Origin of the sequence: Acinetobacter sp. 826659, from assembly GCF_000588515.1 — a bacterium.
Taxonomy (GTDB): domain Bacteria; phylum Pseudomonadota; class Gammaproteobacteria; order Pseudomonadales; family Moraxellaceae; genus Acinetobacter; species Acinetobacter pittii.
Genome location: NZ_JFYD01000001.1, coordinates 128,408 through 153,154, shown reverse-complemented (window position 1 = coordinate 153,154; position 24,747 = coordinate 128,408). Strand labels below are relative to the sequence as shown.

Genomic DNA, 24,747 nt, shown 5'->3' with positions numbered 1-24,747 from the left:
TAGTAGTGAGAATTTAATCGGGGGCGAAAAGATCGTTTGATACAGAAATTTTCTTGGCTACATAATGGCTTTTATGCACTCTGACAAGGATAACTTGAGAGTATAATTCGAGTTCGCCGTATTCTGGTTCGACTTGAACGTAGTGGAGCTGGCCGAATTCATCACGCACACGCGCTTGGGCAGAAAACCCAGGTCTAGCATTACCACTGGAAACCGTCGCTAATCGTCCTAAAAGATTATAGTTTGTATGAATAAGCTTTGGTTTAATTACTTGGTCAAGGCAGTGAATCATGAACACAGTAAAAAAGATTGCGATGACAAGAGCTGGGACGATTAAATAAAATGGTGAAATAAAATAATGCTGGATTGCAAAGAAAGAGAGCTGTAAAAAATAGCCTGCAAAACTAAAATTGATAAGTAAAAAAACGAAAATTAAAGCTTTAGAAAATTTAACGTTAAGTAGTGGCGAGTTAGAAAGCCAAACAGGCGCAATTTTTTTGAGTAATTGACTTGGACGAAGTCCAATATACATACCAATGGTTTCTACCACGCTGAGTAATATCAAAGCCACTACACTTAAGTGAAATGGCATAAGATAATAATTGAAAAAGAAATCAGCCATGGCAGAAACTCTAATGTTGATCGCTTCAGTCTACGATATAGATACCGCCATCTGAATGTACTTTAATCTCAACTTTATTTAAAAAATCACCTAAACATGGTCCTGAGATACATTCGCCTGTTTCCACAGTGAATAAAGCACCATGGGTAGAACATTGAATATACTCTTGGTCTTGATCAAGAAATTGATTTTCTAAATATTCAAGCTCTGTTTGCAAGTGAGGGCATAAGTTTTGATAAGCATAGAATGCGCCATCACGTTGCGTAATGAAAATAGTAGTTCCTTGTAAAGTGTCAAAAGCTCTAGCTTCACGCTCAGGAACTTCTTCCGTCATACAGATCCTTTCCATTTCAAGCACATTCCTTCTGAAAATTTTCAAGAAGTTTAGCATAATCATTAATTGCTAAACGTGGGCCAAACTGAGAAACAACCTCACTAGAAATCAAGACAGCCAACTGTGCAGCAGCATTCAAATCTTGATGATGGTTTAGGGCGTATAGGAATGCGCCTGCAAATGCATCACCCGCACCATTGGTATCAACGGCTTCTACATGACGGCCTGCCACATGGAAATGTTGAGTATAGTTAGAAACTAAAGCACCTTTAGCACTTTGTGTAATGACTACTGTATGATTTTTAAAACGTAATTGAGCAAGAGCGTCTTCTACAGTTATTGTATTTGTATACATTAAGGCTTCTTGTTCATTACAAAATAGTAAATCTACTCCATCATCCATAAGTTCTTCTAAGCCTTCGCGAGCGTATTGCACCATGGCAGGATCTGAAAGAGATAAAGCAATCTTAACGCCATTTGCTTTTGCAATTTCTCTGGCCTGTTTTACAGCTTTGCGCGCTGTTTCACTTGTAGAAAGATAACCTTCAATATAAAGCCATTTTGCTGTTTTTAACGGTTCAAAGTCGATTTGATCTTGAGAAAGTTCAGCAGTGATGCCCAAATAGGTATGCATCGTACGTTCAGAGTCAGGGCTAATGAGTACCATGCAGGTGCCTGTTACACCTTCACTAATTGACTTTGGAGTGGTTTGGATGCCAGCTTCATTTAAACCTTGCAGATAAATTGAACCCAAATCATCGTTACCAACGCGGCAACCATAAAAAGCACTTCCACCTAATGCACTAAAGGCTACAGTAGTATTCGCAGCAGAACCACCACTTGCTTGACCTTTGTAATCTTGATGCTGTTTTAACTCTGCATAAAGAGCAGATTGAGTGTCGCCATCGGACAACTGCATAGTGCCTTTTTGCAAACCTTGTTGACTAAGAAAATCATCAGACACTTTAAATTCTTGGTCGATTAATGCATTACCAATTGCAAAAAGATCTACAGTTGCCATATGTGTTGTCACAAAATAAAAAATCAGGTTGCTAAGTTTACACCATTGCTTGGATTTGCTGTAGTTTGTTGAATAAAATTCAGTTAAATCAAAAATTAGTGGAAAAATATTGTTGTGTGAATATTCTTTAGATTCGAAAATAGCTCGTTAAGATAAAATTGATAAGCTTTTTAATTCAATGTCTATCATATACATAGAATTAAAAGCTTTTGTTCTGTTAGGATAAAACATTCATGGCTATGTGTTTGATATCAAAGCTGTGCCAATGAAAACTAATACTCAACAAAAACATAGTATTTTACTTGGCTTTTGTTCGCCAATCTCAAGCTGACTCAGGCTATAATGAGACTTATTCACTTATCCGATATGTTAGGAGATCACATGACTGTAGATGTCACTGAAACCATTTCTCAAACTGTTCACCCTGCGTTTCAGTTGCTACGTCAGCACCATGTAGAAGCATTAGATATTTTAGTGTCTGAATATAAGCATAAAGTCACAGGTGCGGTGCATTATCACTTGGCAACTGATTATGATGAAAATGTATTTCTTGTTGCTTTTAGAACCCAGCCTATGGACTCTAAAGGCACGGCACATATTTTAGAACATACGGCTTTGTGTGGATCTGAAAAGTTTCCGGTACGTGATCCATTCTTTTTAATGATTCGTCGTTCTTTAAATACTTTTATGAACGCATTTACAGCAGCAGATTGGACTGCTTATCCATTCGCTACTCAAAACAAAAAAGATTTCCAAAACTTACTCTCTGTTTATCTTGATGCGGCATTTGCTGCTAATTTGAATCCGCTTGATTTTGCTCAAGAAGGTATTCGTATTGAACTGGAAAATGGGCAACCTGTTTATAAAGGTGTTGTTTTTAATGAAATGAAAGGTGCGATGAGTGCACCGTCTGACCAACTTTATCATCAGTTGGCTCATCATTTATTTCCTGAAACAACCTATCATTACAACTCAGGTGGTGACCCGAAAGATATTCCTGATTTAACGTATGAGCAGTTAGTCGATTTTTATAAAGTACATTACCACCCAAGTAATGCTGTATTCATGACCTTTGGTAATCAGACAGCATATGAACTACAAGAGCAATTTGAAAAACTAGCTCTACATAAGTTTTCTGCAGGAACAACTTTATATTCTAAGCCTGAAAAACGTTTAGCTGCACCAATTGAAGTAACAGAAAACTATGGTGTTGATAGTGATGATTTAAAAGATAAAACATATCATGTTCTATCTTGGTTATTACCAGAAGCAAACGACATTAAATTGCGTTTAGGAATGCGTTTAGTTGAAGGGATTTTATTAGAAAATTCAGCTTCGCCACTACGTCATTACTTAGAAACTTGTGGTTATGCTCAATCTACAGGTCCATTAATGGGCGTAGACGATAGTAATTTTGAAATGACTTTCTACTGTGGCGTTCAAGGTTCAAATCCTGAACATGCTCAAAGCTTTAGAGATGGTGTTTTAAATATTCTGCGTGATGTTGCTGCTAAACCAATTGATAGTAATTTAGTCGATGCAATTTTGCATCAAATCGAGTTACATCAACGTGAAATTAATGGTGATGGTACACCGTATGGTTTAAGTCTAATTTTAAATGGTTTAAGTGGTGCGATTCACCATAATGACCCAATTCAAATTTGGGACGTCGACAGCGCAATTGCACAGGTTAAAGAAGAGTTGAAAGACCCAATGTGGCTATCAAATCTGATTCAAACACATTTGCTCGACAACCCTCATCGCGTACAGATGACTTTAGTTCCAGATCCGACCAAGTCTGTAAAAGAGCAGGAAGCGGAAAAAGCTCGTTTAGCAGCTATCGGTGAAAAGCTAACAGACGCTGATAAAGCTGAAATCATTGCTAAGACTAAGGCCCTAGAGGAACGTCAAGATACTCCTGATAATCTTGAGTTATTGCCAAAAGTAGGTTTGGAAGATGTACCTGCTGACTTGCATATTGTGCAAGGTCAGTTACGTGAAATTATTTGTAATCGTATGGATACACCGTTGAACTTGTATCATGCGGGTACTAACGGCATTTATTATCAACAAGTACTTATCCAGATCCCTGAAGATATTGTGAAGTCACCTTACTTCAATTTGCTTTCTATTTTGATGGGTGAAGTAGGTGCAGGCGAATATGACTATCTTGAACTACAAAACTTGCAAACCGCTGTAAGTGGTGGTTTAGGAATGGGCGCTTCTTTACGTAGTAAAGTTGATGATAAAGATAAAATTAGTGCTTGGCTGACTTTAACGACTAAATCGTTGACTCAGAAATTTGATGCAATTCATTTATTAAAATTAGCATTTGAACAGCTTCGATTTGATGAGAAAGAACGAATTATCGAGTTACTGCAACAACGTAAAACACGTTGGCAATCTCGTTTATCTGGTTCAGGTCACAGCTATGCGATGCAGATTGCTTCTCGTAACATGAGTGCCCTGGCTCAACGTGACTATCAAAACACGGGTTTAGGTGCATTGAATTGGTTGGGTGAGCTTGTTACTAAAATTACCCAAGATGATGCCGCTTACGATGAGCTGATTGCAGAATTAAAACGTATTCATAGTAAGTTGTTGCAAGCACCTAAACAGTTCTTACTAGTGTGTGAAGAACATCAATCTGAACGTTTGGTTGAAGAAATCCAGAATGTTTGGGATAAGTTGAATGTTGATACAACTACAACTGAGTTAACTCAAGTAGAACAAGCTAATGATAATAATCATGAAGCGTGGTTAATTCAGGCCAATGTTCAATTCTGTGCGTCTGCATATCAAGCCGTAGAAGTATCACATCCAGATGCGGCTCCATTAATGGTATTGGCAGCTTATTTACGTAACGGATTCTTGCACAGTGCTATCCGTGAAAAAGGTGGTGCTTATGGCGGCGGTGCTAGTTATGATGGAAATGCTTGTTCATTCCGTTTCTTTAGCTACCGTGACCCACGTTTAGCAGAGACGTTTAAAGACTTTGAAGCAAGCGTGCAATGGTTATTAAATACAGAGCAACAACCTCATCAGCTTGAAGAAGCGATTCTTGGTTTAGTGGCAAGTATGGATAAACCAGGCTCTCCAGCAGGTGAAGCGATTACAGCATGTTATGCATTGTTGCATGCAAGAACACCAGCTTTCCGCCGTACTTTGCGTGAAAGATTGTTGCATGTAACATTGGATGATTTAAAACGTGTTGCTCGTCAATATTTAGTAGAACAAACTCCTGTAAAAGCTGTAGTTGCGCCATTTGCAAAACGTGATGAATTGCAGCAATTAGGTTTTACCATTCAACAAGTTAATTAAAATAAAAATTGGAGATGAACATGGCGTTCAGACAATTTGAACGCACATCTTTACAGCTAAGCATGGGAATCGTGCTTAGCTGTTTATGTGCGTCTGTGACATATGCTGACACCTTGGCACCTGTAACCCCTGCGACAGTTGATGCATGTGTTGCTCTTGCTTCAAATGCTGATCGTCTGGCTTGTTACGACTCTGTATTTAAACCAGCAGCTCAACCAGTTGTGCAAGCCGCGGTAGTACCTGAGCCTGTTAAAAAAATTGATCAGCCTGCTGTTCAACCAACAACATTGAAAGAGAAGGTTGTAGATACGGTTAGTAATATTAAAGTGATTGGTAAAGCGCCTACACTTGAACCGACTACTTCTTTGTTAGATCAACGTTGGGAGTTATCAGAAAAAAGTAAGCTAGGTGTTTGGAATATTCGTGCTTATCAGCCAGTCTATTTACTACCCGTATTTTGGACCAGTGATAAGAATGAATTCCCAAGTAGTCCAAATCCAAATAATACTGTAACTGATGCTCAGAATCTGAAATCAACAGAAAGTAAGTTTCAGATTTCTTTGAAAACGAAAGCTTGGGAAAATATTTTTGGAAATAATGGCGATTTGTGGGTGGGTTATACCCAATCTTCACGTTGGCAGACGTTTAATGCTGAAGAATCTCGTCCATTTCGTGAAACGAACTATGAGCCAGAAGCAAGTTTAATGTTTAGAACGAACTACGAGTTGCTTGGTTTAGATGGGCGTTTACTTGGAGTTACCCTAAACCATCAGTCAAATGGTCGTTCAGATCCATTATCTCGTAGCTGGAATCGTGTCATCTTTAATGTTGGATTAGAGCGCGGTAACTTTGCTTTAATGCTTCGTCCATGGATTCGTCTTGAAGAGGATAGTAAAGATGATAATAACCCGGATATGGAAGATTACATCGGCCGTGGTGATTTAACAGCGTTTTATAAGTGGAAGCAGAATGATTTCTCTCTAATGCTGCGTCATTCGTTGAAGGGTGGTGATGATTCTCATGGCGCTGTTCAGTTTGACTGGGCTTTCCCGATTAGTGGCAAGCTGCGTGGACATTTCCAATTGTTTAACGGTTATGGTGAAAGCTTGATTGATTATAACCATCGAGCAACTTATGCTGGTTTGGGGGTATCACTCCTGAATTGGTACTAAAACTCTATAAAAAAGCCGCTTTTAAAGCGGCTTTTTTATTATCCAATTTGAATATTGGCTTGAGGATGTTTGAGTCGACTCTTTTTCGGAGTAGCGATTAAATAGGCGAGTGTTAAAGGGCCAAGCCGTCCAGCAAACATGAGTAAGCTTAAAATGAATAAACTACCATTATGTAAATCTGGTGTGATTCCACGAGAAAGACCTACTGTACATGCTGCTGAAACAACCTCAAAAAGCAAATTCATAAAATCTGCTTTAGGCTCTAAAAGCAAAAGAATAAAGAAGCCTATGAAGATGAGGATGCTCGTAATAGCAGTTACCGCTAATGCTTTATAGGTGGTTTCGTGAGATACGGAGTGGTTAAATATTCTAATTTCATCTGTACGGCGTAAAAATGAAATTACACTAAGCACTAAAATGACAAAGGTTCCAACTTTGATTCCACCAGCTGTACTCAGTGAACCACCACCAATAAACATCAGTAGCATCATCAGTAGTGAGCTACTGTTGGTCATTGCACCTGTATCAATGGTATTAAAGCCTGAAGATCGTGGAACTGTTGCTTGAAACCAAGCGTTTAATGCTTGTTCACCTGAGCTTAACATCCCTAAAGTTGCCGGATTTTGAGCTTCTAAAGCCCATATTAAAATAAAGGCAACTAGGTTAATAATTGCAATGGTTGTCAGAATAAGCTTGCTATTTGGTGTTAGTTTTTTCCATCTTTTGTTTTGTTTAATATCCATGAGCACTAAAAAACCAAGACCACCTAAAGTGTAAAGGACGCTAATGGTTATACAAATAATATAGTTGCTTTGAAAACTCATTAAACTGTTGGAAAATAATGAAAAACCTGCATTATTAAAAGAGGAAATACTATAAAAAACCGCATAATATAAACCACGTGCAAACCCGTATATTGGTGTAAAAGCAGTCGTGAGAATAATTGTACCAATCAGTTCAAAAATAAGGGTATAGGTAACAACTCCTTTAGCAACAAAAGTAACTTTTGATAGACTCGTTTGTCCGAGACTATCTTGAGCCATCATTTGCTGTTTAAGGCCGACTTTAGGAGACAAGCTTAATGCCGCCAATATCGCAAAAGTCATAAACCCCAAACCGCCAGATTGGATTAGTAATAAAATAATAGTTTGCCCAAACAGGGTAAAAGACTCATGAATATTTAAAACAGATAAACCCGTAATTGTTACTGCTGAAGTGGCTGTAAACAGCGCATCCATCCAACTGACATTGCCTGTATTGGCAAATGGCAGTTTAAGCAATAAAGTACCAAAGATAATGAAGCCTAAAAACCCTAGCGCTAAAAGTGAAGGCGGGCTTAAATTTAACGTTTTATGGGGCTTGGGATATATAGACATATTCTAGAGTTCGTTTTCTTATATGAAGCAGTTAGAAAGTTTCTTTAACTGAGGTAGGTGACCTTCTAAAATAAGAATATCATGTGTTTGCAAAGTGAAATTTTCTTCGGTCTCAAACAAAATCTGTTGCTGTCTTTTCACGAGCAATGTTTTGACTTGAGGCGCTTGCTGCATAATGCCATATAAATTGATGCCATTAAGTTTATCTGGGATCTCAATTTTAATAATGTAATGATCATCTTCTAAAGACATATAACGGCTTACCATAGGGTAGTTCAGAGCTTGAGCAACTCTTACCCCCATATCTTCTTCAGGATGAATAATCTTATTGATATTAAGGTGCGACAAAATGGTGTGATGAGCTTTGGTCTTTGCTTTAACCCAAATTTTCTCAATTCCCAGATTTTTTAAATTCAGCACACACAAAATACTGGCTTCAATATCTTCACCAATTGCGACTACAACTGCGTCACAATTTTGTATATTCAGTTCGTCAAGCACATGTTCGTCAGTGGCATCAGCAATGACGGCATGAGTTAAAACGTCGGCAAGATTTTCGACATTCTTTTTTACCGTATCGATGCCAATAACATCATGATTTAATTTTGTGAGTTCCTGAGCAACTGTGGCTCCAAAACTACCTAAGCCAATGACTGCGAACTGTGCCATGTTGGTCCTTTTTTCCGAGTTAGATCATTATTTTTAAGGATATTTTCTTTAAGATAAAGAGAAGCAATGTAAAGATGATAGAAATATAAAAAGATTGTATAAAGAAGCCGACAACTTTGTCGGCTTCTTCATCAAAATTAAAGATTATTTTAAGAAGCGTTTATAGCCGACGTTATCAGTAATTTCTGCATACGGATAATTAATCTGCTCGAGTGTCTCAATCAATCCATCAGGGTTTTGTTTAGCATCGGTTGCTTGTAAGCCAACTAGTACACGACCTTCTGCTGCACCATGGTTACGGTAATGGAAGAGGGTAATGTTGTGAGTTGGACCTAAACGAGTTAAGAATGTTAAGAGGGCGCCTGGACGTTCAGGGAACTCAACACGGAACAATCTTTCATCATCTAGATTTGCGTGACCACCAATTAAATAACGAATATGTAATTTGGCAACTTCATCGTCAGAAAGGTCATCTACAATATAATCTTGCTGTTTTAATTGTTCCAAAATTTCATGGCGCTCTGCATCTCCACCTTTTAAACTAATACCGACGAATACTTGTGCTTCCTCTGTATTATTTGCTCGGTAGTTAAACTCAGTAATATTGCGGCCTTGTAAAGCACGGCAGAAGCCTAAGAATGCGCCTTTTTCTTCAGATAAGGTAACTGCATAAATCGCTTCGCGTTGCTCACCTAACTCGGTACGCTCAGCAATATAACGGAGGCGGTCAAAATTCATATTGGCGCCGCACACAATCGACACCATATTTTTATTACTGATTTTATGTTCGTGAATATATTTTTTGATACCCGCTAATGCCATTGCTCCAGAAGGTTCAACAATGCTGCGGTTTTCATCAAATGTGTCTTTAATTGCTGCACAGATTTCATCTGTATTCACAGTCACAATATCAGGATCAACAATCGGGCCTGAATTATCAGATTTGCGCAAACGAATAATATCAAATGGTAAAGCACCAATTTGTGCAACAGCTGTACCATCTGCAAATAGGCCTACATGTGGCAAAATTACACGTTCATTTGCTTCTAAAGCTGCTTTTAAACAAGCAGACTCTTCATATTCAACACCAACAACTTTTACGTGCGGTGCAACTTCACCAAGGTAAGCAGCTACGCCTGAGATAAGGCCACCACCACCTACAGCAACAAACACATATTCTACATCACGCCATTGACGTAATATTTCATTGGCAATTGTGCCTTGACCTGCAATGACAAGCTCGTCGTCATAAGGTGGAATAAATACAAGACCTTCAACTTCTGCACGTTGTTGAGCATATTTATTTGCGATATCAAAGCTATCGCCATGTAACACGACTTGGCCACCTAAGCGTTTAACAGCCTGAACTTTAATGTCAGGTGTTGTGCTTGGCATAACAATAATAGCTGGAATTCCTAGTCTTTGTCCTGACAATGCTACGCCTTGAGCATGGTTGCCAGCGGAGGCGCAAATTACTCCGCGTTCAAGTTGTTCTTTAGGTAATTGACTAATACGGTTATAGGCACCGCGTAATTTAAAAGAAAAAACGGGTTGTAAATCTTCACGCTTAAAACGAATTGTATTGTTTAATTTTTGACTAATTCGTGGAGCTGCTTCGAGAGGTGTTTCAATTGCAACATCATAAACCGTTGCTTGTAAAATTTGTCGTACCACACGAGACAGCATGTTCATCTTCCCTATAACAGTTTAAAATAGGAAATTATTGTAGCAAACCCTTGTGCATTTGCGCCGTTTATTGGCGCATAAATGTCAAAAAATAGTTGAGTGATGTAATGAGCCTATATGCAACCCAAGATGAAAAGAAACAAGCTGCTGCGAAAGCTGCTTTAAAACACTTACCCAAAGGTGGCATTTTGGGTGTTGGGACTGGAAGTACCGTAAATTTTCTAATTGATTTACTCCCAGAATTACAATTAGAAGCAGCTGTGGCAAGTTCTCAAGCAACTGCTGATCGTCTTAAAAAACTTGGTATTGAAGTGGTTGATATGAACCATGTAGGTAGCCTAGATGCTTATGTTGATGGTGCAGATGAGATCGACCGTCATATGCATATGATTAAAGGTGGTGGTGCTGCATTAACACGTGAAAAAATCGTTGCATCAATTGCTAAGAAATTTGTGTGTATTGTTGATGATTCAAAATGGGTTGATCAACTTGGACGTGATTTTCCACTTCCTGTAGAAGTTATTCCAATGGCGCGTTCGGCTGTAGCTCGTAAATTGGTAAGTTTAGGTGGTGATCCGGTTTATCGTGAAGGTGTAGTTACAGATAACGGTAATGTTATTTTGGATGTTTTCAATCTTAATATCTTAAATGCTTTTGAGCTGGAAAAAACAATTAACAATATTCCTGGTGTGGTAACTAACGGTATCTTCGCCTTAAATCCGGCAACGATCGCAATTGTTGCGACAAATAATGGTATTGAAGAGCGTACAGCACAGTAATGTCTGCAAAAATGCCAGAGATTAAAATTGTTCGACACGTAAGAGCACGAAAATTGCGCTTACGTGTTGAGCCTGCTTCAATTCGTCTTACGGTTCCTTTATTTTGTAGTAAAAAACAAATTCAGCATTTTTTAGCACAATCTGAACAATGGTTAACCGAGACATGGAATAAGCAACAAAACGTCCAATCGGCATCTATTGATATTCCTTCAGAAATTTATTTCTTTAATAAAGAACAGCCATTTCAAGTCGTTGTTCAAAAGCAGCATCGTGTTTTTCAATTCGACTGGGAAAACAATTCTTTATTTATTAAAGACACACAGCCATATTTGGCATTGCAAAACGCAGTTATTGCTTATGCGAAACAAGAATTACCAGAGCTTTTGAAAGAATTAAGTGAGCACACTCAATTGGCTTATAGGGAATGCACAATTCGCCGCCCGAAAACTCGGTGGGGAAGTTGTAGTAGTCAGCATAATATTATGCTACATGCAGGGCTGGTGCTTATGTCACACGAAATTGCTCGCTATGTGGCTATTCATGAGTTAGCGCATACTAAACATTTTGACCATAGCCCTGCATTTTGGGCAGAAGTTGAAAAATACGATCCATATTTCCAAAAGCACCGCAGACAACTTAAATCAAATCCATTGCCTGCATGGTGGTATGTTTCAGCTTAACTAAAGGCACATTCTAGTTGCGGTGTTTGTAAGCTATCGGGTGCTTTCCGGCTATCTAAACCTGCTTTAGCACTCATGATCTTATTTGCTTTAATAGATAATTGGATAAAGTTGTATTGTTGCGTCGAGTTATTAGGTTCGGCTGAACTTGAATTGAGTAAATAACTTGAGCTGGCAGCATCTGTTTGCAATAAATTATCGGTACTATCAGCACTTAAAGCAGCACGATAAATTTGTGAACCTTTACTTAAGTCGATTTGACCGTTCGCGCGAAAATTAAGCTGACATCCAGTTGAGGTGTCTTCATAGTGACCCACTAAATAGTCTGTAGCTGGTAGGTTTGGATCTGATAGGTTGATGCTGGTTAAGCCTTGTTTGCATGGGTAGGTTGATCCATTACACGTCGCTGTGGTGGTAAACCCAACAGCTCTACGATAATCTCCAGCGCCGTCAATGCGAATGAATGTTGTTGAATTTACAGTAGGAACAATTCCTGTATATTGTTTTTTTTGTAGAAGTTCATAACCCGTCTGATCTAAAGACTGTTGTGAATTAGCCTGAGCCAATTGCAAAGTAGATGCTTTTAGGTTGGTTCCAAAGTAATCGCGCGTTACTTTTTGATTAGCTGCAATATCTAACAGCGTATTTTTTAGTGGATCAATATTATCTGGAGCAGGTGTGAAAATAGGAGTGAAGGATGTTTGATCCCCATGAAGTTTTTTCCCATCCAAAAAGCCATCTTTTAAATCAGTTGCTAAACTTTTAACAAGTTCTTGGTAGGTGTTTGCTCCGCCATGAATGGTTGACCAATATTGTAAGTAACCAAAGCTAAGATAACTATCTACATATGTACTAGGTTTAGTAGTTGAGTATCGCAACAAAGTTAAATTCAGAAGGGAATTAGCTGGACTTAAACTTGGAATGTCAGCATCTTTAAACGCGTTCATTAACGATTTGTGGACATCTTGAGAAGCTAAATCCACATGTAATTGCTCAATACGGGTTGGGTCAACCGTTTCTTGAGGGAGTTGTCCCGAACGTATGACAGCTCGTTGATAAACTGCTTCACTGCTTGGGCTAATGAATTGGATTCTGCCACTTACACTGTTTGGTGTAATAAATGCATGATAAATACCTGACAAATTTTGATATTGTGGAGTAATTGGGTCAAACACTTGAGATGAGCTTTGAGTTGTAATTTCTACGCGATATAAACGATTCAATTTTGCGGTAGGAATTTTGACATTAAAGCTGTTTAAACTCGCAATTGAAGTATCCACTAGAACAGCGTTGTTGGTGTTGTCATATACTTTAAGCTGGATATTACGCATTTCTACAGGGGTTTTTAAAGTAACATCAGTTGTTGCTTCAGGTGTAGGGTCAACGGGCGTTGGTGTAGTGGGTGAACTGCCTCCACTACTACCTCCACCTCCGCAACCAGTAAGGGCTACACTTAAAATGAATGTGCTCAAGCCAAGGTATGTGCGTAATTTTGTTTCTTTTGATTGTTGAAGCATCCTAGCTCTCCAAAAATTAATCTGGTATTTATTTGCTGATATTTATGTGGTTATGACAGTCCAGTAAGTGCTATCTGATTGTCGCTAAAATTAAAAAAATTAAAATTACCAAGCATGAAATGGTTTTGTAAGCTTGGACATCCTGTCATACTACTGCCCAAGTATAGATTCAAAAATTGAGGTAATGCACGTGATTTCTGTCGGAATTGTTGGTGGAACGGGTTATACAGGCGTTGAACTATTACGTATTTTATTACGACATCCTAAAGCGCAGGTTCGAGTTCTTACTTCACGTACAGAAGCGGGCAAACCAGTTGCAGATATGTTCCCTAATTTACGTGGACATACAGATCTTCAATTTTCAGATTTAAACATTGATGCATTAAAAGAGTGTGATGTTGTATTTTTTGCAACGCCACATGGTGTTGCCATGCAACATGCCAAAGATTTAATTGCAGCTGGAACTAAAGTTATTGATTTAGCAGCAGACTTTCGCTTACAAGATCTTGAACAATTTGAAAAATGGTATGGTATGGAGCATGTTTGCCCAGATGTACTAAAAGATTCTGTATATGGTCTAACTGAGTTAAACCGCGAAAAAATTAAACAAGCTCAAGTTATTGGTAACCCTGGTTGCTATCCGACGACTGTTCAATTAGGTTTAGCGCCACTATTAAAATCAGCACAAGCCCTGATTGAAACCAAAAATATTATTATTGATGCGAAGTCTGGTGTTTCGGGTGCTGGCCGTAAAGCAAGCTTGGGCATGATTTATAGTGAAAACGCTGATAACTTTAAAGCATATGGTGTTGCAGGTCATCGTCACCATCCAGAAATTGTAGAAGCCTTAGAAAATATTGCAGGACAAAAGGGTGGGTTTGATGGACTCTTATTTGTTCCGCATCTAGTACCTATGATTCGCGGTATGCTGAGTACAATTTATGTAGATTTGACAGAAGCTGGTAAGCAGACAGACTTACAAGCTTTGTATGAAAACTTCTATGCTAATGAAAAATTCGTAGATGTTATGCCTGCAAATAGTTCACCTGAAACACGTAGTGTACGCGGTGCGAATGAACTTCGTATTGCATTATATAAACCACAACCAAATAAACTGATTATTTTGGCGGCTCAAGATAACCTTGTAAAAGGTGCATCTGGTCAGGCTGTACAAAATATGAACCTTATGTTTGGCTTTAATGAAGAAGAAGGCTTACAAGGGATTGGTTTATTACCATAAAAAACTCTTTTTTGCTTCACACACATTTAAATTTCGATTTAAATGTGTGTCTTGACTCTGATCTTGAACACTGAGATGACGATGCAAAACTCTGGACAGACGACTTCAGCAGAAAGTTCGTTGCAAAAGAAAAAATTTTTAAACACCAATAAGCCTTTGTTTATTGGTGCTGCTATTTTAATGAGTGGTTGTTTTGCGCTCGGCTATACAATTGGGCACCGTCAAGGTTTAACTGTTGTTGGTTACGATGCAGATGCGGAGCAATTGGTTGAAGTGGTGCAAAAGCAAAAAACAGCTTTAGATGCTGTTAACAAAAGCCTTAATGCAGCGGTGCAAGAGCGTGATGTGGCTGTGACCAATGCAAATGATCTGTTTGAGGCACTTAATCAAGCGAATGCCGATAAGACTCAGCAAGAAGGTATGAGTAATATCTATCGTGAGATTTTGAGACAGCGCGGTGGTTTGAGCTTAACAATCCAAAATCTGGCCATTAAGCCGTTGCCTGAAAATGCTTATGAATATCAACTAGATTTAGTTCAAGTAAGTCCAAGTAAGCGTCGTGCTTTAGGATCGGTTGAAATCAGATTGATCAAAGATACTGAAGTTTTAGTCGTACCGCTTGAAGCGAAGAACTTCAACTTTACTGACTTTGAACGTTTAACAGGTCGCTGGACAATGCCTAAAGGTTTCACGCCTCAATTTATTGAAGTGCGTTTAACTGGTGGTTCTGATACACCGATTATTAAACGTTTTAGTTGGCAGCGTGGTAAACCTGTCGAAACATCTTCTGCTTTCGTGGCAGAAATTCCTCAAGCTGAAGCAAATTCACAATAGTAACATCCTATGCGAACAAATAAGCGTCAAACAAACTTAAAAGATATCAAGGCTTCTTTTCAGCAGTCTGGCTATGTCGATTGGCACTTCCACCCACGCTTAAGTGATTCGCAAAACGAAGATCATGATGGAGAGGTTGTTGTACAAACAGCTCCTCCTGAACTCAAGCGTCCCCCATTATATGCAGTCGTATTAATGAATGACGATTACACTCCAATGGACTTTGTAATTGAAATTTTACAACAATACTTTGCAATGAATCTTGACCAAGCAACTCAAGTAATGCTAACAGTACACTATGAAGGTAAAGGTATTGCCGGAGTCTATCCAAGAGACATCGCGGAAACTAAGGCAAACCTTGTTAATAATTACGCTCGATCGCAAGGTCATCCATTACTTTGCCAGATTGAGCCTAAAGCATAAGGGGGTTACATGCTCAGTCGTCAATTAGAAGTATCATTACGTTTGGCTGTTAGCATGGCTCGTCAAAAGAGACATGAGTTTCTTACAGTTGAACATTTATTATTAGCACTACTCGACAACGATTCAGCCGTGAATGCATTAAAAGCATGCGGGGCTGATATAGTTTCTTTGCGTAAAGAATTAGAAGAATATGTAGAACAACATACTCCTAAGCTTGGCGAAAATAGCGAGCAAGCGCCTCATCCAACAGAAAGTTTCGACCGCATTTTGCAACGTGCTATTTTTCACGTGCAATCAAGTGGCGGCGATCGTACTGTTGAGGGTGCAGATGTTTTGGTCGCAATGTATTCAGAGCGTGATTCTTTTGCTGTGTATTTACTTAAACGTCATCAAATCAATCGCTTGACATTGACTCAATACTTGTCTCATGGGACACGTAAAGACGAAGTACAAGTTGAAGAAGAAGTTGAAGATATTGAAGGTGAAACTAGCGCAAGCAATGCAGGGCCACTTGAGCTTTATACGCTGAATCTAAATGTTGAAGCGCAAAAAGGCAAAACGGACCCACTGATTGGTCGTGAAAAAGAAATTGAGCGTACAGCACAAATTCTGTGCCGCCGTCGCAAAAACAATCCATTGCTTGTAGGTGATCCAGGAGTAGGTAAAACCTCGATTGCCGAGGGTTTGGCATGGTTAATTGTGAATGGTAAAGCACCTAAACCTTTAAGTCAGGCTGAAATTTATAGTCTGGACATTGGTGCATTAGTTGCTGGAACTAAATATCGTGGTGACTTTGAAAAACGTTTAAAACAGTTGCTTAATGCATTGAAGAAAAATACAAATGCAATTTTATTCATTGATGAGATTCATATGATCATTGGTGCAGGCTCAAGTATGGGCAGCACAATGGATGCTTCAAATCTTATTAAGCCAGCTTTAGCTAATGGTACTTTACGTTGTATTGGTTCAACGACTTTCCAAGAATATCGTCAGGTTTTTGAAAAAGACCATGCGTTATCACGTCGTTTCCAAAAAATTGATGTTAATGAGCCAAGTATTTCGGAAACGATTGATATTTTACGTGGATTGAAAACTAAGTTTGAAGATTTTCACCACGTACAATATGACGATAAGGCTTTGGTATCAGCTGTAGAGCTTTCTGCTAAGTTCATTAATGATCGTTTCTTGCCAGATAAGGCAATTGATGTCATTGATGAAGCAGGTGCTCAACGCCGTTTGAAAGCTGAAAGTGATGATAGCTTGATTACTGTAGAGAATATCGAAGATATCGTTTCTAAGATTGCTCGTATTCCACCAAAAACTGTGTCTAAAGATGATAAGTCAGTGCTTGAAAATCTTGAGCGTGATTTGAAACGTGTGGTGTTTGGTCAAGATGAAGCAATTACTGCATTAGGCTCAGCGATCAAGTTATCTCGTGCTGGATTGAAGTCACCAGATAAACCAGTGGGTAGTTTTGTTTTTGCTGGTCCAACAGGTGTAGGTAAAACTGAGGTTACTAAGCAACTCGCTAAATTATTGGGTGTAGAGCTTGTACGTTTCGATATGTCTGAATATATGGAACGTCATGCAGTTTCACGCTTAATTGGTGCACCGCCAGGGTATGTGGGTTATGACCAAGGTGGTTTGCTTACTGATGCGATTCACAAAAATCCGCATTGTGTCTTGTTGCTTGATGAAATTGAAAAAGCACATCCAGATGTGTTTAATCTATTGCTACAAATCATGGATCATGGCGCTTTAACGGATAATAATGGACGTAAGTCAGACTTTAGAAATGTGATTATTGTTCTGACTACGAATATTGGAGCAGAAAGTATTTCTCGCGCGAGCATTGGTTTCACGGAACAAGATCATAGTTCTGATAACCAAGAGGCGATGAAACGTGCTTTCTCACCAGAGTTCCGTAACCGTCTAGATGGTGTTATTCAATTCAAAGCATTACCAACTACTGTGATTGAGTCTGTAGTCGACAAATTCTTAACAGAATTGCAAGCACAATTAGATGAAAAACAAGTTGTTCTTGATGTTGATCAAAGTGCACGAGATTGGTTGGCAACAAACGGTTATGATCGTTTGATGGGTGCCCGTCCAATGCAACGTCTCATTCAAGAACACTTGAAGAAACCACTCGCTGAAATGATTCTGTTTGGTGAGCTTGCAGATCATGGTGGTAATGTGGCTGTATCAGTGAAAAAAGAAGATGGCAAAGCTGTCGGCTTGAAACTTGAAGTGTTTGAAGATCATCATACGGCAGAACCTGCGTAAATTATGTTAATTGATAGTCTTGCTATAACCCGAATACTCAGTGTGTTCGGGTTATTTATTATCACAGCAATTGCTGAAATTCTGGGTTGTTATTTTCCTTATCTGATTTTAAAAGAAGGTAAGTCAGCTTGGTTGTGGATACCTACAGCCTTAAGTCTAGCTATCTTTGTATGGTTGTTGACCCTACATCCGGCAGCTTCTGGGCGCATTTATGCTGCCTATGGCGGTATCTATATTTTTACTGCGCTTATGTGGCTACGCTTTGTTGATCAGGTGGGATTAACAAGATGGGATATATTAGGTGGTTTAATTGTGCTTTGTGGAGCTGGTTTAATTATTTTGCAACCTCAAGGGTTGATTCGTTAATGCATCATTGAATCAAATCTTAAGCGAGAAAATAAGAAGTTTTTTTCAAAAAAAAGACTTGTCAAACTCATCAACAATGCGTATTTTAGATTTAAGGAACATTTTTTAATATTTGAGATAAAGATGTTAAATCAATCTGTGAACACTAACGCTTACTATTACTTTTGGCAATTTAGATAGTTGCCTGAGCGTATTCGGGCATGAGAAAGTTGCCCATCACAGTTAATACCTGATCGGCAACCCCGATCAGGTTTTTTTATGCTTTATCTTTTTAGAATCGAGGAACTTAAAATGAACAACATGACTTATTCGTACTTTAGCAACTTTTATTGGTTTTACTTTTGCTTACCTTTACCAACGAATAGATCCAAAACGCTCAAATAAATGATCGGACTGAGTAGATTGCAGTCCCAAGGAAAAAACCAATGAATGCCCTAAATACTTTATTGACTCAAACCAATACAAAAGAAACACCAGTTAGTTTACCTATCCAGTTAAAAGCGAAATACCCGCTTGCACACTCTTTCGCACGTCAAATTGCCGAACACCGCCAAATTATTCAAAATATTCTTAACGGCAACGATCATCGTCTAATGGTAATTACAGGGCCTTGTTCAATTCATGATCCAGTTGCAGTACTTGAATACGCTGAAAAACTGCAAAAATTACAAGAAAAAGTTAAAGATCAGATTTTTATCGTGATGCGTACATACATTGAAAAACCACGTACCACTGTTGGTTGGAAGGGGTTCATGTATGATCCAAATTTAGATGGCTCATCAAATTTACAACTTGGTTTAGAAAAGTCTCGTGAACTCTACCTACAGATTATTGAAAAGGGTTTGCCAATTGCGAGTGAAATTTTAAGTCCAATGGCAACTGGCTATTTTGATGATTTATTGGCTTGGGGCGCAATTGGAGCTCGCACAAGCGAATCTCAGATTCACCGTGAAATCTCAAGTCATATGCCATACAGTATTGGTTTCAAGAATGGTACTGATGGTTCTATTCAGATTGCACTAGATGCGATTCAATCCGCGCAAAATGAACATCAATTTTTAGGAATGAATCAACAAGGCTTGCCTTCAGTGATTCAGAGTGCCGGAAATCCATTACCTCACTTGATCTTGCGTGGTGCGAATCATGGGCCAAATTACGATTTGGCTTCAATTCAGGCGATACGCGAAAAATACAAACAGAATTTACCTGCACTGGTGATTGATTGTAGTCATGGTAACAGCGGTAAGGATCCATTGCGTCAGCCAGAAGTTTTACAGCAAATCGTTGCTGAACGTTTAAAAACACAAGTTCGAGGTGTCATGATTGAAAGTCATTTGGTTGATGGTAACCAAAAGATTTCTTGTGATATGACTTATGGCCAGTCAGTAACTGATGGTTGTTTAGGGTGGGAAAAAACAGAGCAGCTTTTATTAAATGTCTCGAAGCAATTAAAGACAAAAGAATTAGCTCATTCCGCTTAATTATTTTTAGATTTTAAAAAGGGATCTATAAATAGATCCCTTTATTTTTTAAGAAGCACATTTTAGTTCTGATAAGAATGTGGTGATTTCATGCCCAAACTTTTTGGGTTCGGTTAATAAAGGTGTATGGCCTGAACGTTCAAAATATATTGCTTTTGCATGCTCAACGCTATGTGCAATCAGTGTCTGACCAGTTTCTGGATAAAGTGTCGAATTGCGACCAATAAAGAAAGTGGTAGGACATGCTAACTGCTGAATTGCTTCTCGATAATCTTCATTGTGATAAAGATAGTTTTCAACATACCAAAACAAGTAATCTAAACGTTGAATAGGTAATAAATATTTTTGTAGAAAAGGCTGTTTTAAAGCTGTTTTAAAAACTAGTGGACTAAATGGATTGCTACTTTGTAACTCAATAAAATCTACCCATAGACGGACTAGTTCTTGTCGATCTGGAAGTGATAGCTCATAAAGATATTTGGCGTTTTTATGCTTTAGCAATAATTGATAAATATCATTTAATAATTGTTTGAACTGGGTGTGAAGAGGGCCGAATAAACCATATTCCCAAGTTGAATCTACTGATATTTTTGGTGTCTGATCAATATGTAAATAGGCTTTTAACTGCTGTGCCAGTTGCGCATGTTTCATGCCATGCATGGCAGTTGTTGCGCCCATTGAGTAACCCATCAAGATAAAGTTATCGAGTTTTAATTGATCTATTAAATGAGCAACATCTTGCCAATGACTAGAAATGGCATCTTGCTCGGGAATTGCACAATTCTTTGATCCACCGAAACCACGCCAGTCTGGAATAATAAACTCATATTCTTTGCGGTTTGCATAAATAAACGGTAGCCACTGCCAACTTTGCATGCCAAGGCCAGATAAAACCAAAACAGGCTCACCACGACCAACACGGCGTACAAATAAATTTTCCCGATCGGGCATGGTGTAATACGGCATGGCTATTCTCCAGATGGGTTATCTTGGGCAAAGCGTTTTAATTGAGGGATGACTTGTTCCAACCATTTGATCCATTCACTTTCCATCGTAATTCCAAGCTCTAAGATCATTTTGTGGATGTATAACACACGGTCATTTAGATCATCGCTGTCTTTAAAATCTTTATCATAAATACTTTGATAAAGTTTGAGCTTCTCTTGATGTAAACCAAGATGCCTTAACAGTTCAGGTAATATCTGATTATTGCTCAATTGTGCTTCTGCACGCAATCTAACCATTAAATCATCACGAAGCTGTGCAGGTTCACTTTGTTGCGTCATCCATGAGGCTAGTTCTATACGACCCAGTTGTTCGACCTGATAGGTTTTTTTTCGGCCATTATCCATTTCATTTTCTAAAGTGGAAACCCAGCCTTTTTTAAGCATGTTATTGAGTTCACGATAAATTTGCTGGTGAGTGGCATTCCAGAAAAAGCCCATTGAGCGGTCAAAGCGGCGGGCAAGTTCAAACCCTGTACTTGGACGTTCAAGCAAGCTGGTCAATAAAACATGAGGAAGTGACATGGCAATCCAGTTTGTAAGCAAAAGTAAAGTGTGACTCATGAGATTATGCAACATGTTGCATAAAAGTCAAAATTTGATTATAAATTTATGCAACAAGTTGCATTAGCAAGCTTATTGCTAGCCATAGGAGAAAATATGTCAGCTTATCCACATTTATTAAAGCCACTTGATTTAGGCTTTACTACTTTAAAAAACCGTGTGCTTATGGGGTCGATGCACATTGGATTAGAAGAAGCACCGCAAGGATATGAGCGCATGGCTGCGTTTTATGCTGAGCGTGCAAAAGGTGATGTGGGTTTAATTGTAACTGGCGGTGTTTCTCCAAATGATGATGGTGTTGTATTTAGCCATGGGACCAAACTAGATACAGTTGAAGAAGCTGAAAAACATAAAGTGATTACCCAAGCTGTTCATGAAGCTGGGGGTAAAATTGCTATGCAGATTTTACATACGGGTCGTTATTCTTATCAGGCAAATAACGTTGCACCTTCAGCAATTCAAGCCCCTATTAACCCGATTAAGCCTAAAGCTTTAAGTTCTGCCGAAGTACAACAAACCATTGATGACTTTGCTAACTGCGCCAAACTTGCTCAGTATGCGGGCTATGATGGCGTAGAAATCATGGGGTCTGAAGGTTATTTAATTAATGAATTTATTGCAGCTCGAACGAATCATCGTGATGATGAATGGGGCGGTAGTTACGAAAATCGTATCCGCTTTCCAATTGAAATTGTAAAGCGCACGCGTGCTTTAGTTGGTGAAAATTTTATCATCATTTATCGCCTATCTATGCTTGATTTAGTTGAAGGTGGTTCAAGTTTTGATGAAGTGATTCAGCTTGCAAAAGAAATTGAAAAAGCAGGCGCAACAATTATCAATACAGGTATTGGCTGGCATGAGGCACGTATTCCTACAATTGCAACCAAAGTTCCTCGTGCTGCATTTACTTGGGTAACTGAAAAACTTAAAGGTGAAGTCTCTATCCCTTTAATTACTTCTAACCGAATCAATACGCCTGAAATGGCTGAACATGTATTGGCATCTGGTCATGCTGATATGGTGTCTATGGCACGACCAATGTTAGCGGATGCTGAATTTGTCTTGAAAGCAAGTGAAGGCCGTAGTGATGAAATTAATACGTGTATTGGGTGCAACCAAGCTTGTTTAGATCATATTTTCTCAATGAAAATTGCAACTTGTTTAGTAAACCCGCGTGCATGTTATGAAACTGAGCTGATCTTTAAAGAAGCTCAGGTTAAAAAGAATATTGCTGTTATTGGCGCGGGTCCGGCAGGTTTAAGTTTTGCGGTATATGCAGCTGATCGCGGGCATCAAGTTAAAATTTTTGAAGCAAGTCATCAAATTGGTGGTCAGTTTAATATTGCAAAAACAGTTCCCGGAAAAGAAGAGTTCTACGAAACTTTACGCTACTTTAGTCGTCAAATTGAATTGCGACCAAACATTGAACTTGTGTTAAACCATCAAGCAACTTACGAAGAATTAAGCCAAGCAAATTTTGATGAAATTGTGGTTGCAACAGGTGTAACACCTCGTCAATTACAGTTTGAGGGAATTGATCATCCTAAAGTGCTGAGCTATTTACAAGTTCTAAAAGAGCGTGTGCCAGTAGGCCAACGTGTTGCCATTATTGGAGCGGGTGGTATTGGTTTCGACACAGCTGAATATCTTACTCATGAAGGTGAAAGTGGCAGTTTAAATCCAGAAAAATTCTATGAAGAATGGGGAATCGATACTCAATATGAGCATGTTGGTGGTTTAAAACAGCCAAAAGTTGAGGCATCTGAACGAGAAATTTATTTACTACAACGTAAAACTGCTGCTGTAGGCGCTGGTTTAGGTAAAACAACAGGCTGGATTCATCGCACAGGACTAAAAAATCGTCAGGTCAAAATGTTTGCAGGTGTGCAATATGACAAGGTAGACGATCAAGGTTTACATATTACTGTGGATGGGAAACCAAGTGTACTTGAGGTTGATCATGTGGTGATTTGCGCAGGCCAAGAGTCATTTACCGCAATGTATGATCAATTAAAAACAGATGGAAAAAATGTTCATTTAATTGGTGGTGCTAAAGAGGCGGGGGAACTGGATGCAAAACGTGCAATACGCCAAGGCGCTGAATTAGCAGCGACACTATAAATTTTTATGGGCATTTCTTTTAAAGAGAAATGCCCGTTACTTCTTTGGTTAAATTATAGGATATAAAAACAATGACACTCGAAACAACAAAACAGTCTTTAGAAAAATGGCATGAAATGGTTCAGGCTGGTAACTTATCCGATCTAAATGACTTGCTGGCAGATGAAGTAGTTTTTCGCTCACCAGTTGCTTACAAACCTTATGAAGGAAAGCAGGTTGTTTTCTTCATTCTTAACAATGTGATTCAGGTGTTCGAAGACTTTACTTATCATCGTGAGTTCTATACAGAAGACGGTGAAAATATAGTGCTTGAGTTCAGTGCCAATGTCAGTGGTAAATCATTAAAAGGTATTGATATGATTCGTTTTAATGAACAAGGCAAAATTATTGATTTTGAAGTAATGATTCGTCCAATGAGTGGCTTAGCTGCATTGGCTGAACAAATGGGTATAAGAATTGCTAAGTTTCAACCTCAATAATTTTAGTAAATAGCCTAAGTAAGATAGAGATCAATAAAATGTGGTTAAAGCTTTCAACTCTAGCATTGCTTCCTGTACTGTTTGTACAGGGAGCAAAGGTTCGTAAGAATACGCCACGCTTGCTAGAAGCCAGTGGTGAGAGACAAGGCATCGTTGGCAAGGGAAGACCTCTATCATTACTTATTTTAGGAGACTCTGCCGCAGCAGGTGTTGGGGTAGAAAACCAAAAAGATGCTTTATCTGGTGCAATTATTTCTGAGTTACAAGATCAATATTCGATACGCTGCAAACTGCATGCAAAAACAGGTGATACAACTAAGCAGGTTTTTCAAGCAGTACAGCATTTAGAGCAACAAAATTACGATGTGGTGGTTACGTCGATTGGTGTTAATGATGTAACAAAATTAACCTCAGCAAGTTCATGGATAAAACAACAAAAACAATTATTTCAATATATACAGGCACGTTTTCAGCCTAAGCTCATTATTGTTTCTGGTGTTCCGCCAATGCAGCATTTTCCAGCGTTACCAAATCCATTGGCTTGGTTGTTTGGAAAATATGCGGAACAAATGAATCAGACATTAGATAAATGGTTGCAATCACAAAACCAATTTAGATTCATTCAATATGATATTGGGCATTTTCAAGCGATGAATCTGCCTATGGCAAGTGATGGCTTTCATCCGAGTAAGGAAATTTATGCAATTTGGGGACAACAGGTTGCAGCATTAGTGCGGCAATCATTTAACTCATAATCAGAGGTAGTGATTGG

At 38.7% G+C, this 24,747-nt stretch carries 22 protein-coding genes; 13 read left to right on the top strand and 9 right to left on the bottom strand.

Translation table 11 applies throughout. The features are described 5' to 3' along the window. Positions 1–13: 13 nt before the first annotated feature. The 3 genes from J663_RS00720 to J663_RS00710 are packed head-to-tail and all read right to left on the bottom strand — an operon-like array spanning position 14 to position 1,977. On the bottom strand, positions 14–622 hold the full coding sequence (locus J663_RS00720) for an OB-fold-containig protein (protein WP_033847258.1): 609 nt from the start codon (positions 620–622) through the stop codon (positions 14–16). 25 nt (positions 623–647) lie between these two features. Further along, positions 648–956, bottom strand: a complete 309-nt coding sequence (locus J663_RS00715; protein ID WP_002121079.1) for a Rieske (2Fe-2S) protein — start codon at positions 954–956, stop codon at positions 648–650. Positions 957–972: 16 nt separating this feature from the next. After that, a complete protein-coding gene (locus tag J663_RS00710) occupies positions 973–1,977 on the bottom strand; it encodes an adenosine kinase (RefSeq protein ID WP_033847256.1) in 1,005 nt (334 codons plus the stop codon). 381 nt (positions 1,978–2,358) lie between these two features. On the opposite strand from J663_RS00710, the gene J663_RS00705 reads away from it, so the two are divergent. After that, positions 2,359–5,298 carry an insulinase family protein gene (locus J663_RS00705; RefSeq protein WP_033847255.1) on the top strand — a complete coding sequence of 980 codons (2,940 nt, stop codon included), beginning with the start codon at positions 2,359–2,361 and terminating at the stop codon, positions 5,296–5,298. Between the two features lie 20 nt (positions 5,299–5,318). Next, on the top strand, positions 5,319–6,470 hold the full coding sequence (locus J663_RS00700; protein WP_033847253.1) for a phospholipase A: 1,152 nt from the start codon (positions 5,319–5,321) through the stop codon (positions 6,468–6,470). Between the two features lie 38 nt (positions 6,471–6,508). Here the strand turns inward: J663_RS00700 and J663_RS00695 are convergent, their stop codons facing one another. The 3 genes from J663_RS00695 to ilvA form a co-directional block, all read right to left on the bottom strand. After that, positions 6,509–7,846, bottom strand: coding sequence for a TrkH family potassium uptake protein (locus tag J663_RS00695; RefSeq protein WP_033847252.1), 1,338 nt, complete (start codon positions 7,844–7,846; stop codon positions 6,509–6,511). A gap of 18 nt (positions 7,847–7,864) precedes the next feature. After that, on the bottom strand, positions 7,865–8,515 hold the full coding sequence (locus J663_RS00690) for a potassium channel family protein (RefSeq protein ID WP_033847250.1): 651 nt from the start codon (positions 8,513–8,515) through the stop codon (positions 7,865–7,867). Positions 8,516–8,659: 144 nt separating this feature from the next. Further along, a complete protein-coding gene (gene ilvA, locus J663_RS00685; protein WP_171073653.1) occupies positions 8,660–10,207 on the bottom strand; it encodes a threonine ammonia-lyase, biosynthetic in 1,548 nt (515 codons plus the stop codon). 101 nt (positions 10,208–10,308) lie between these two features. On the opposite strand from ilvA, the gene rpiA reads away from it, so the two are divergent. After that, positions 10,309–10,980 (top strand): ribose-5-phosphate isomerase RpiA, encoded by a 672-nt coding sequence (rpiA, locus tag J663_RS00680; RefSeq protein ID WP_033847248.1) that lies wholly within the window; start codon positions 10,309–10,311, stop codon positions 10,978–10,980. Then, positions 10,980–11,660, top strand: coding sequence for a SprT family zinc-dependent metalloprotease (locus J663_RS00675; protein WP_033847246.1), 681 nt, complete (start codon positions 10,980–10,982; stop codon positions 11,658–11,660). The genes rpiA and J663_RS00675 overlap by 1 nt, the downstream gene beginning before the upstream one ends. On the opposite strand, the gene J663_RS00670 is transcribed toward J663_RS00675, so the two are convergent. Further along, the gene (locus tag J663_RS00670; protein WP_033847245.1) at positions 11,657–13,177 is read right to left on the bottom strand and encodes a hypothetical protein; all 1,521 of its coding nucleotides are present in this window, start codon (positions 13,175–13,177) and stop codon (positions 11,657–11,659) included. The two genes, J663_RS00675 and J663_RS00670, sit on opposite strands and share 4 nt — an antisense overlap. Positions 13,178–13,361: 184 nt before the next feature. Here J663_RS00670 and argC point away from each other — a divergent pair, with 184 nt between their 5' ends. From argC to J663_RS00640, 6 genes are all read left to right on the top strand, one after another. Next, positions 13,362–14,417, top strand: a complete 1,056-nt coding sequence (gene argC, locus J663_RS00665) for an N-acetyl-gamma-glutamyl-phosphate reductase (RefSeq protein ID WP_080973481.1) — start codon at positions 13,362–13,364, stop codon at positions 14,415–14,417. 75 nt (positions 14,418–14,492) lie between these two features. Continuing rightward, positions 14,493–15,251: a DUF6776 family protein gene (locus J663_RS00660; protein ID WP_014206946.1), complete on the top strand. Its 759-nt coding sequence runs from the start codon at positions 14,493–14,495 to the stop codon at positions 15,249–15,251. Positions 15,252–15,260: 9 nt separating this feature from the next. Beyond that, positions 15,261–15,674 (top strand): ATP-dependent Clp protease adapter ClpS, encoded by a 414-nt coding sequence (gene clpS, locus J663_RS00655; RefSeq protein WP_002121129.1) that lies wholly within the window; start codon positions 15,261–15,263, stop codon positions 15,672–15,674. A 9-nt stretch (positions 15,675–15,683) separates the two neighbouring features. Beyond that, the gene (gene clpA / locus J663_RS00650; RefSeq protein ID WP_032006440.1) at positions 15,684–17,960 is read left to right on the top strand and encodes an ATP-dependent Clp protease ATP-binding subunit ClpA; all 2,277 of its coding nucleotides are present in this window, start codon (positions 15,684–15,686) and stop codon (positions 17,958–17,960) included. A gap of 3 nt (positions 17,961–17,963) precedes the next feature. Then, on the top strand, positions 17,964–18,326 hold the full coding sequence (locus J663_RS00645) for a YnfA family protein (RefSeq protein WP_032006439.1): 363 nt from the start codon (positions 17,964–17,966) through the stop codon (positions 18,324–18,326). Positions 18,327–18,751: 425 nt separating this feature from the next. Beyond that, positions 18,752–19,807, top strand: coding sequence for a 3-deoxy-7-phosphoheptulonate synthase (locus tag J663_RS00640; protein ID WP_005069028.1), 1,056 nt, complete (start codon positions 18,752–18,754; stop codon positions 19,805–19,807). Between the two features lie 48 nt (positions 19,808–19,855). On the opposite strand, the gene J663_RS00635 is transcribed toward J663_RS00640, so the two are convergent. Then, positions 19,856–20,773, bottom strand: a complete 918-nt coding sequence (locus J663_RS00635) for an alpha/beta fold hydrolase (RefSeq protein WP_032006438.1) — start codon at positions 20,771–20,773, stop codon at positions 19,856–19,858. A gap of 2 nt (positions 20,774–20,775) precedes the next feature. Next, a complete protein-coding gene (locus tag J663_RS00630; protein WP_005069032.1) occupies positions 20,776–21,336 on the bottom strand; it encodes a PadR family transcriptional regulator in 561 nt (186 codons plus the stop codon). A gap of 135 nt (positions 21,337–21,471) precedes the next feature. Here J663_RS00630 and J663_RS00625 point away from each other — a divergent pair, with 135 nt between their 5' ends. The 3 genes from J663_RS00625 (at position 21,472) to J663_RS00615 (ending at position 24,730) form a co-directional block, all read left to right on the top strand. After that, positions 21,472–23,496, top strand: coding sequence for an NADPH-dependent 2,4-dienoyl-CoA reductase (locus J663_RS00625; RefSeq protein ID WP_005802091.1), 2,025 nt, complete (start codon positions 21,472–21,474; stop codon positions 23,494–23,496). Between the two features lie 71 nt (positions 23,497–23,567). Further along, positions 23,568–23,975 (top strand): nuclear transport factor 2 family protein, encoded by a 408-nt coding sequence (locus J663_RS00620; RefSeq protein ID WP_033847243.1) that lies wholly within the window; start codon positions 23,568–23,570, stop codon positions 23,973–23,975. 38 nt (positions 23,976–24,013) lie between these two features. Next, a complete protein-coding gene (locus J663_RS00615; protein WP_033847240.1) occupies positions 24,014–24,730 on the top strand; it encodes an SGNH/GDSL hydrolase family protein in 717 nt (238 codons plus the stop codon). Positions 24,731–24,747 lie beyond the last annotated feature (17 nt).

Bases quoted from the DNA above. Each gene is read 5' to 3' on its own strand.
- clpS (WP_002121129.1), top strand. From the start codon at position 15,261: ATGCGAACAAATAAGCGTCAAACAAACTTAAAAGATATCAAGGCTTCT.
- J663_RS00690 (WP_033847250.1), bottom strand. From the start codon at position 8,515: ATGGCACAGTTCGCAGTCATTGGCTTAGGTAGTTTTGGAGCCACAGTT.
- rpiA (WP_033847248.1), top strand. From the start codon at position 10,309: ATGAGCCTATATGCAACCCAAGATGAAAAGAAACAAGCTGCTGCGAAA.
- J663_RS00705 (WP_033847255.1), top strand. From the start codon at position 2,359: ATGACTGTAGATGTCACTGAAACCATTTCTCAAACTGTTCACCCTGCG.
- J663_RS00625 (WP_005802091.1), top strand. From the start codon at position 21,472: ATGTCAGCTTATCCACATTTATTAAAGCCACTTGATTTAGGCTTTACT.
- J663_RS00640 (WP_005069028.1), top strand. From the start codon at position 18,752: ATGAATGCCCTAAATACTTTATTGACTCAAACCAATACAAAAGAAACA.
- J663_RS00720 (WP_033847258.1), bottom strand. From the start codon at position 622: ATGGCTGATTTCTTTTTCAATTATTATCTTATGCCATTTCACTTAAGT.
- J663_RS00675 (WP_033847246.1), top strand. From the start codon at position 10,980: ATGTCTGCAAAAATGCCAGAGATTAAAATTGTTCGACACGTAAGAGCA.
- J663_RS00635 (WP_032006438.1), bottom strand. From the start codon at position 20,773: ATGCCGTATTACACCATGCCCGATCGGGAAAATTTATTTGTACGCCGT.
- argC (WP_080973481.1), top strand. From the start codon at position 13,362: ATGCACGTGATTTCTGTCGGAATTGTTGGTGGAACGGGTTATACAGGC.
- J663_RS00695 (WP_033847252.1), bottom strand. From the start codon at position 7,846: ATGTCTATATATCCCAAGCCCCATAAAACGTTAAATTTAAGCCCGCCT.
- J663_RS00630 (WP_005069032.1), bottom strand. From the start codon at position 21,336: ATGTCACTTCCTCATGTTTTATTGACCAGCTTGCTTGAACGTCCAAGT.
- J663_RS00620 (WP_033847243.1), top strand. From the start codon at position 23,568: ATGACACTCGAAACAACAAAACAGTCTTTAGAAAAATGGCATGAAATG.
- J663_RS00615 (WP_033847240.1), top strand. From the start codon at position 24,014: ATGTGGTTAAAGCTTTCAACTCTAGCATTGCTTCCTGTACTGTTTGTA.
- J663_RS00710 (WP_033847256.1), bottom strand. From the start codon at position 1,977: ATGGCAACTGTAGATCTTTTTGCAATTGGTAATGCATTAATCGACCAA.
- J663_RS00670 (WP_033847245.1), bottom strand. From the start codon at position 13,177: ATGCTTCAACAATCAAAAGAAACAAAATTACGCACATACCTTGGCTTG.
- J663_RS00715 (WP_002121079.1), bottom strand. From the start codon at position 956: ATGACGGAAGAAGTTCCTGAGCGTGAAGCTAGAGCTTTTGACACTTTA.
- J663_RS00660 (WP_014206946.1), top strand. From the start codon at position 14,493: ATGACGATGCAAAACTCTGGACAGACGACTTCAGCAGAAAGTTCGTTG.
- clpA (WP_032006440.1), top strand. From the start codon at position 15,684: ATGCTCAGTCGTCAATTAGAAGTATCATTACGTTTGGCTGTTAGCATG.
- J663_RS00700 (WP_033847253.1), top strand. From the start codon at position 5,319: ATGGCGTTCAGACAATTTGAACGCACATCTTTACAGCTAAGCATGGGA.
- J663_RS00645 (WP_032006439.1), top strand. From the start codon at position 17,964: ATGTTAATTGATAGTCTTGCTATAACCCGAATACTCAGTGTGTTCGGG.
- ilvA (WP_171073653.1), bottom strand. From the start codon at position 10,207: ATGAACATGCTGTCTCGTGTGGTACGACAAATTTTACAAGCAACGGTT.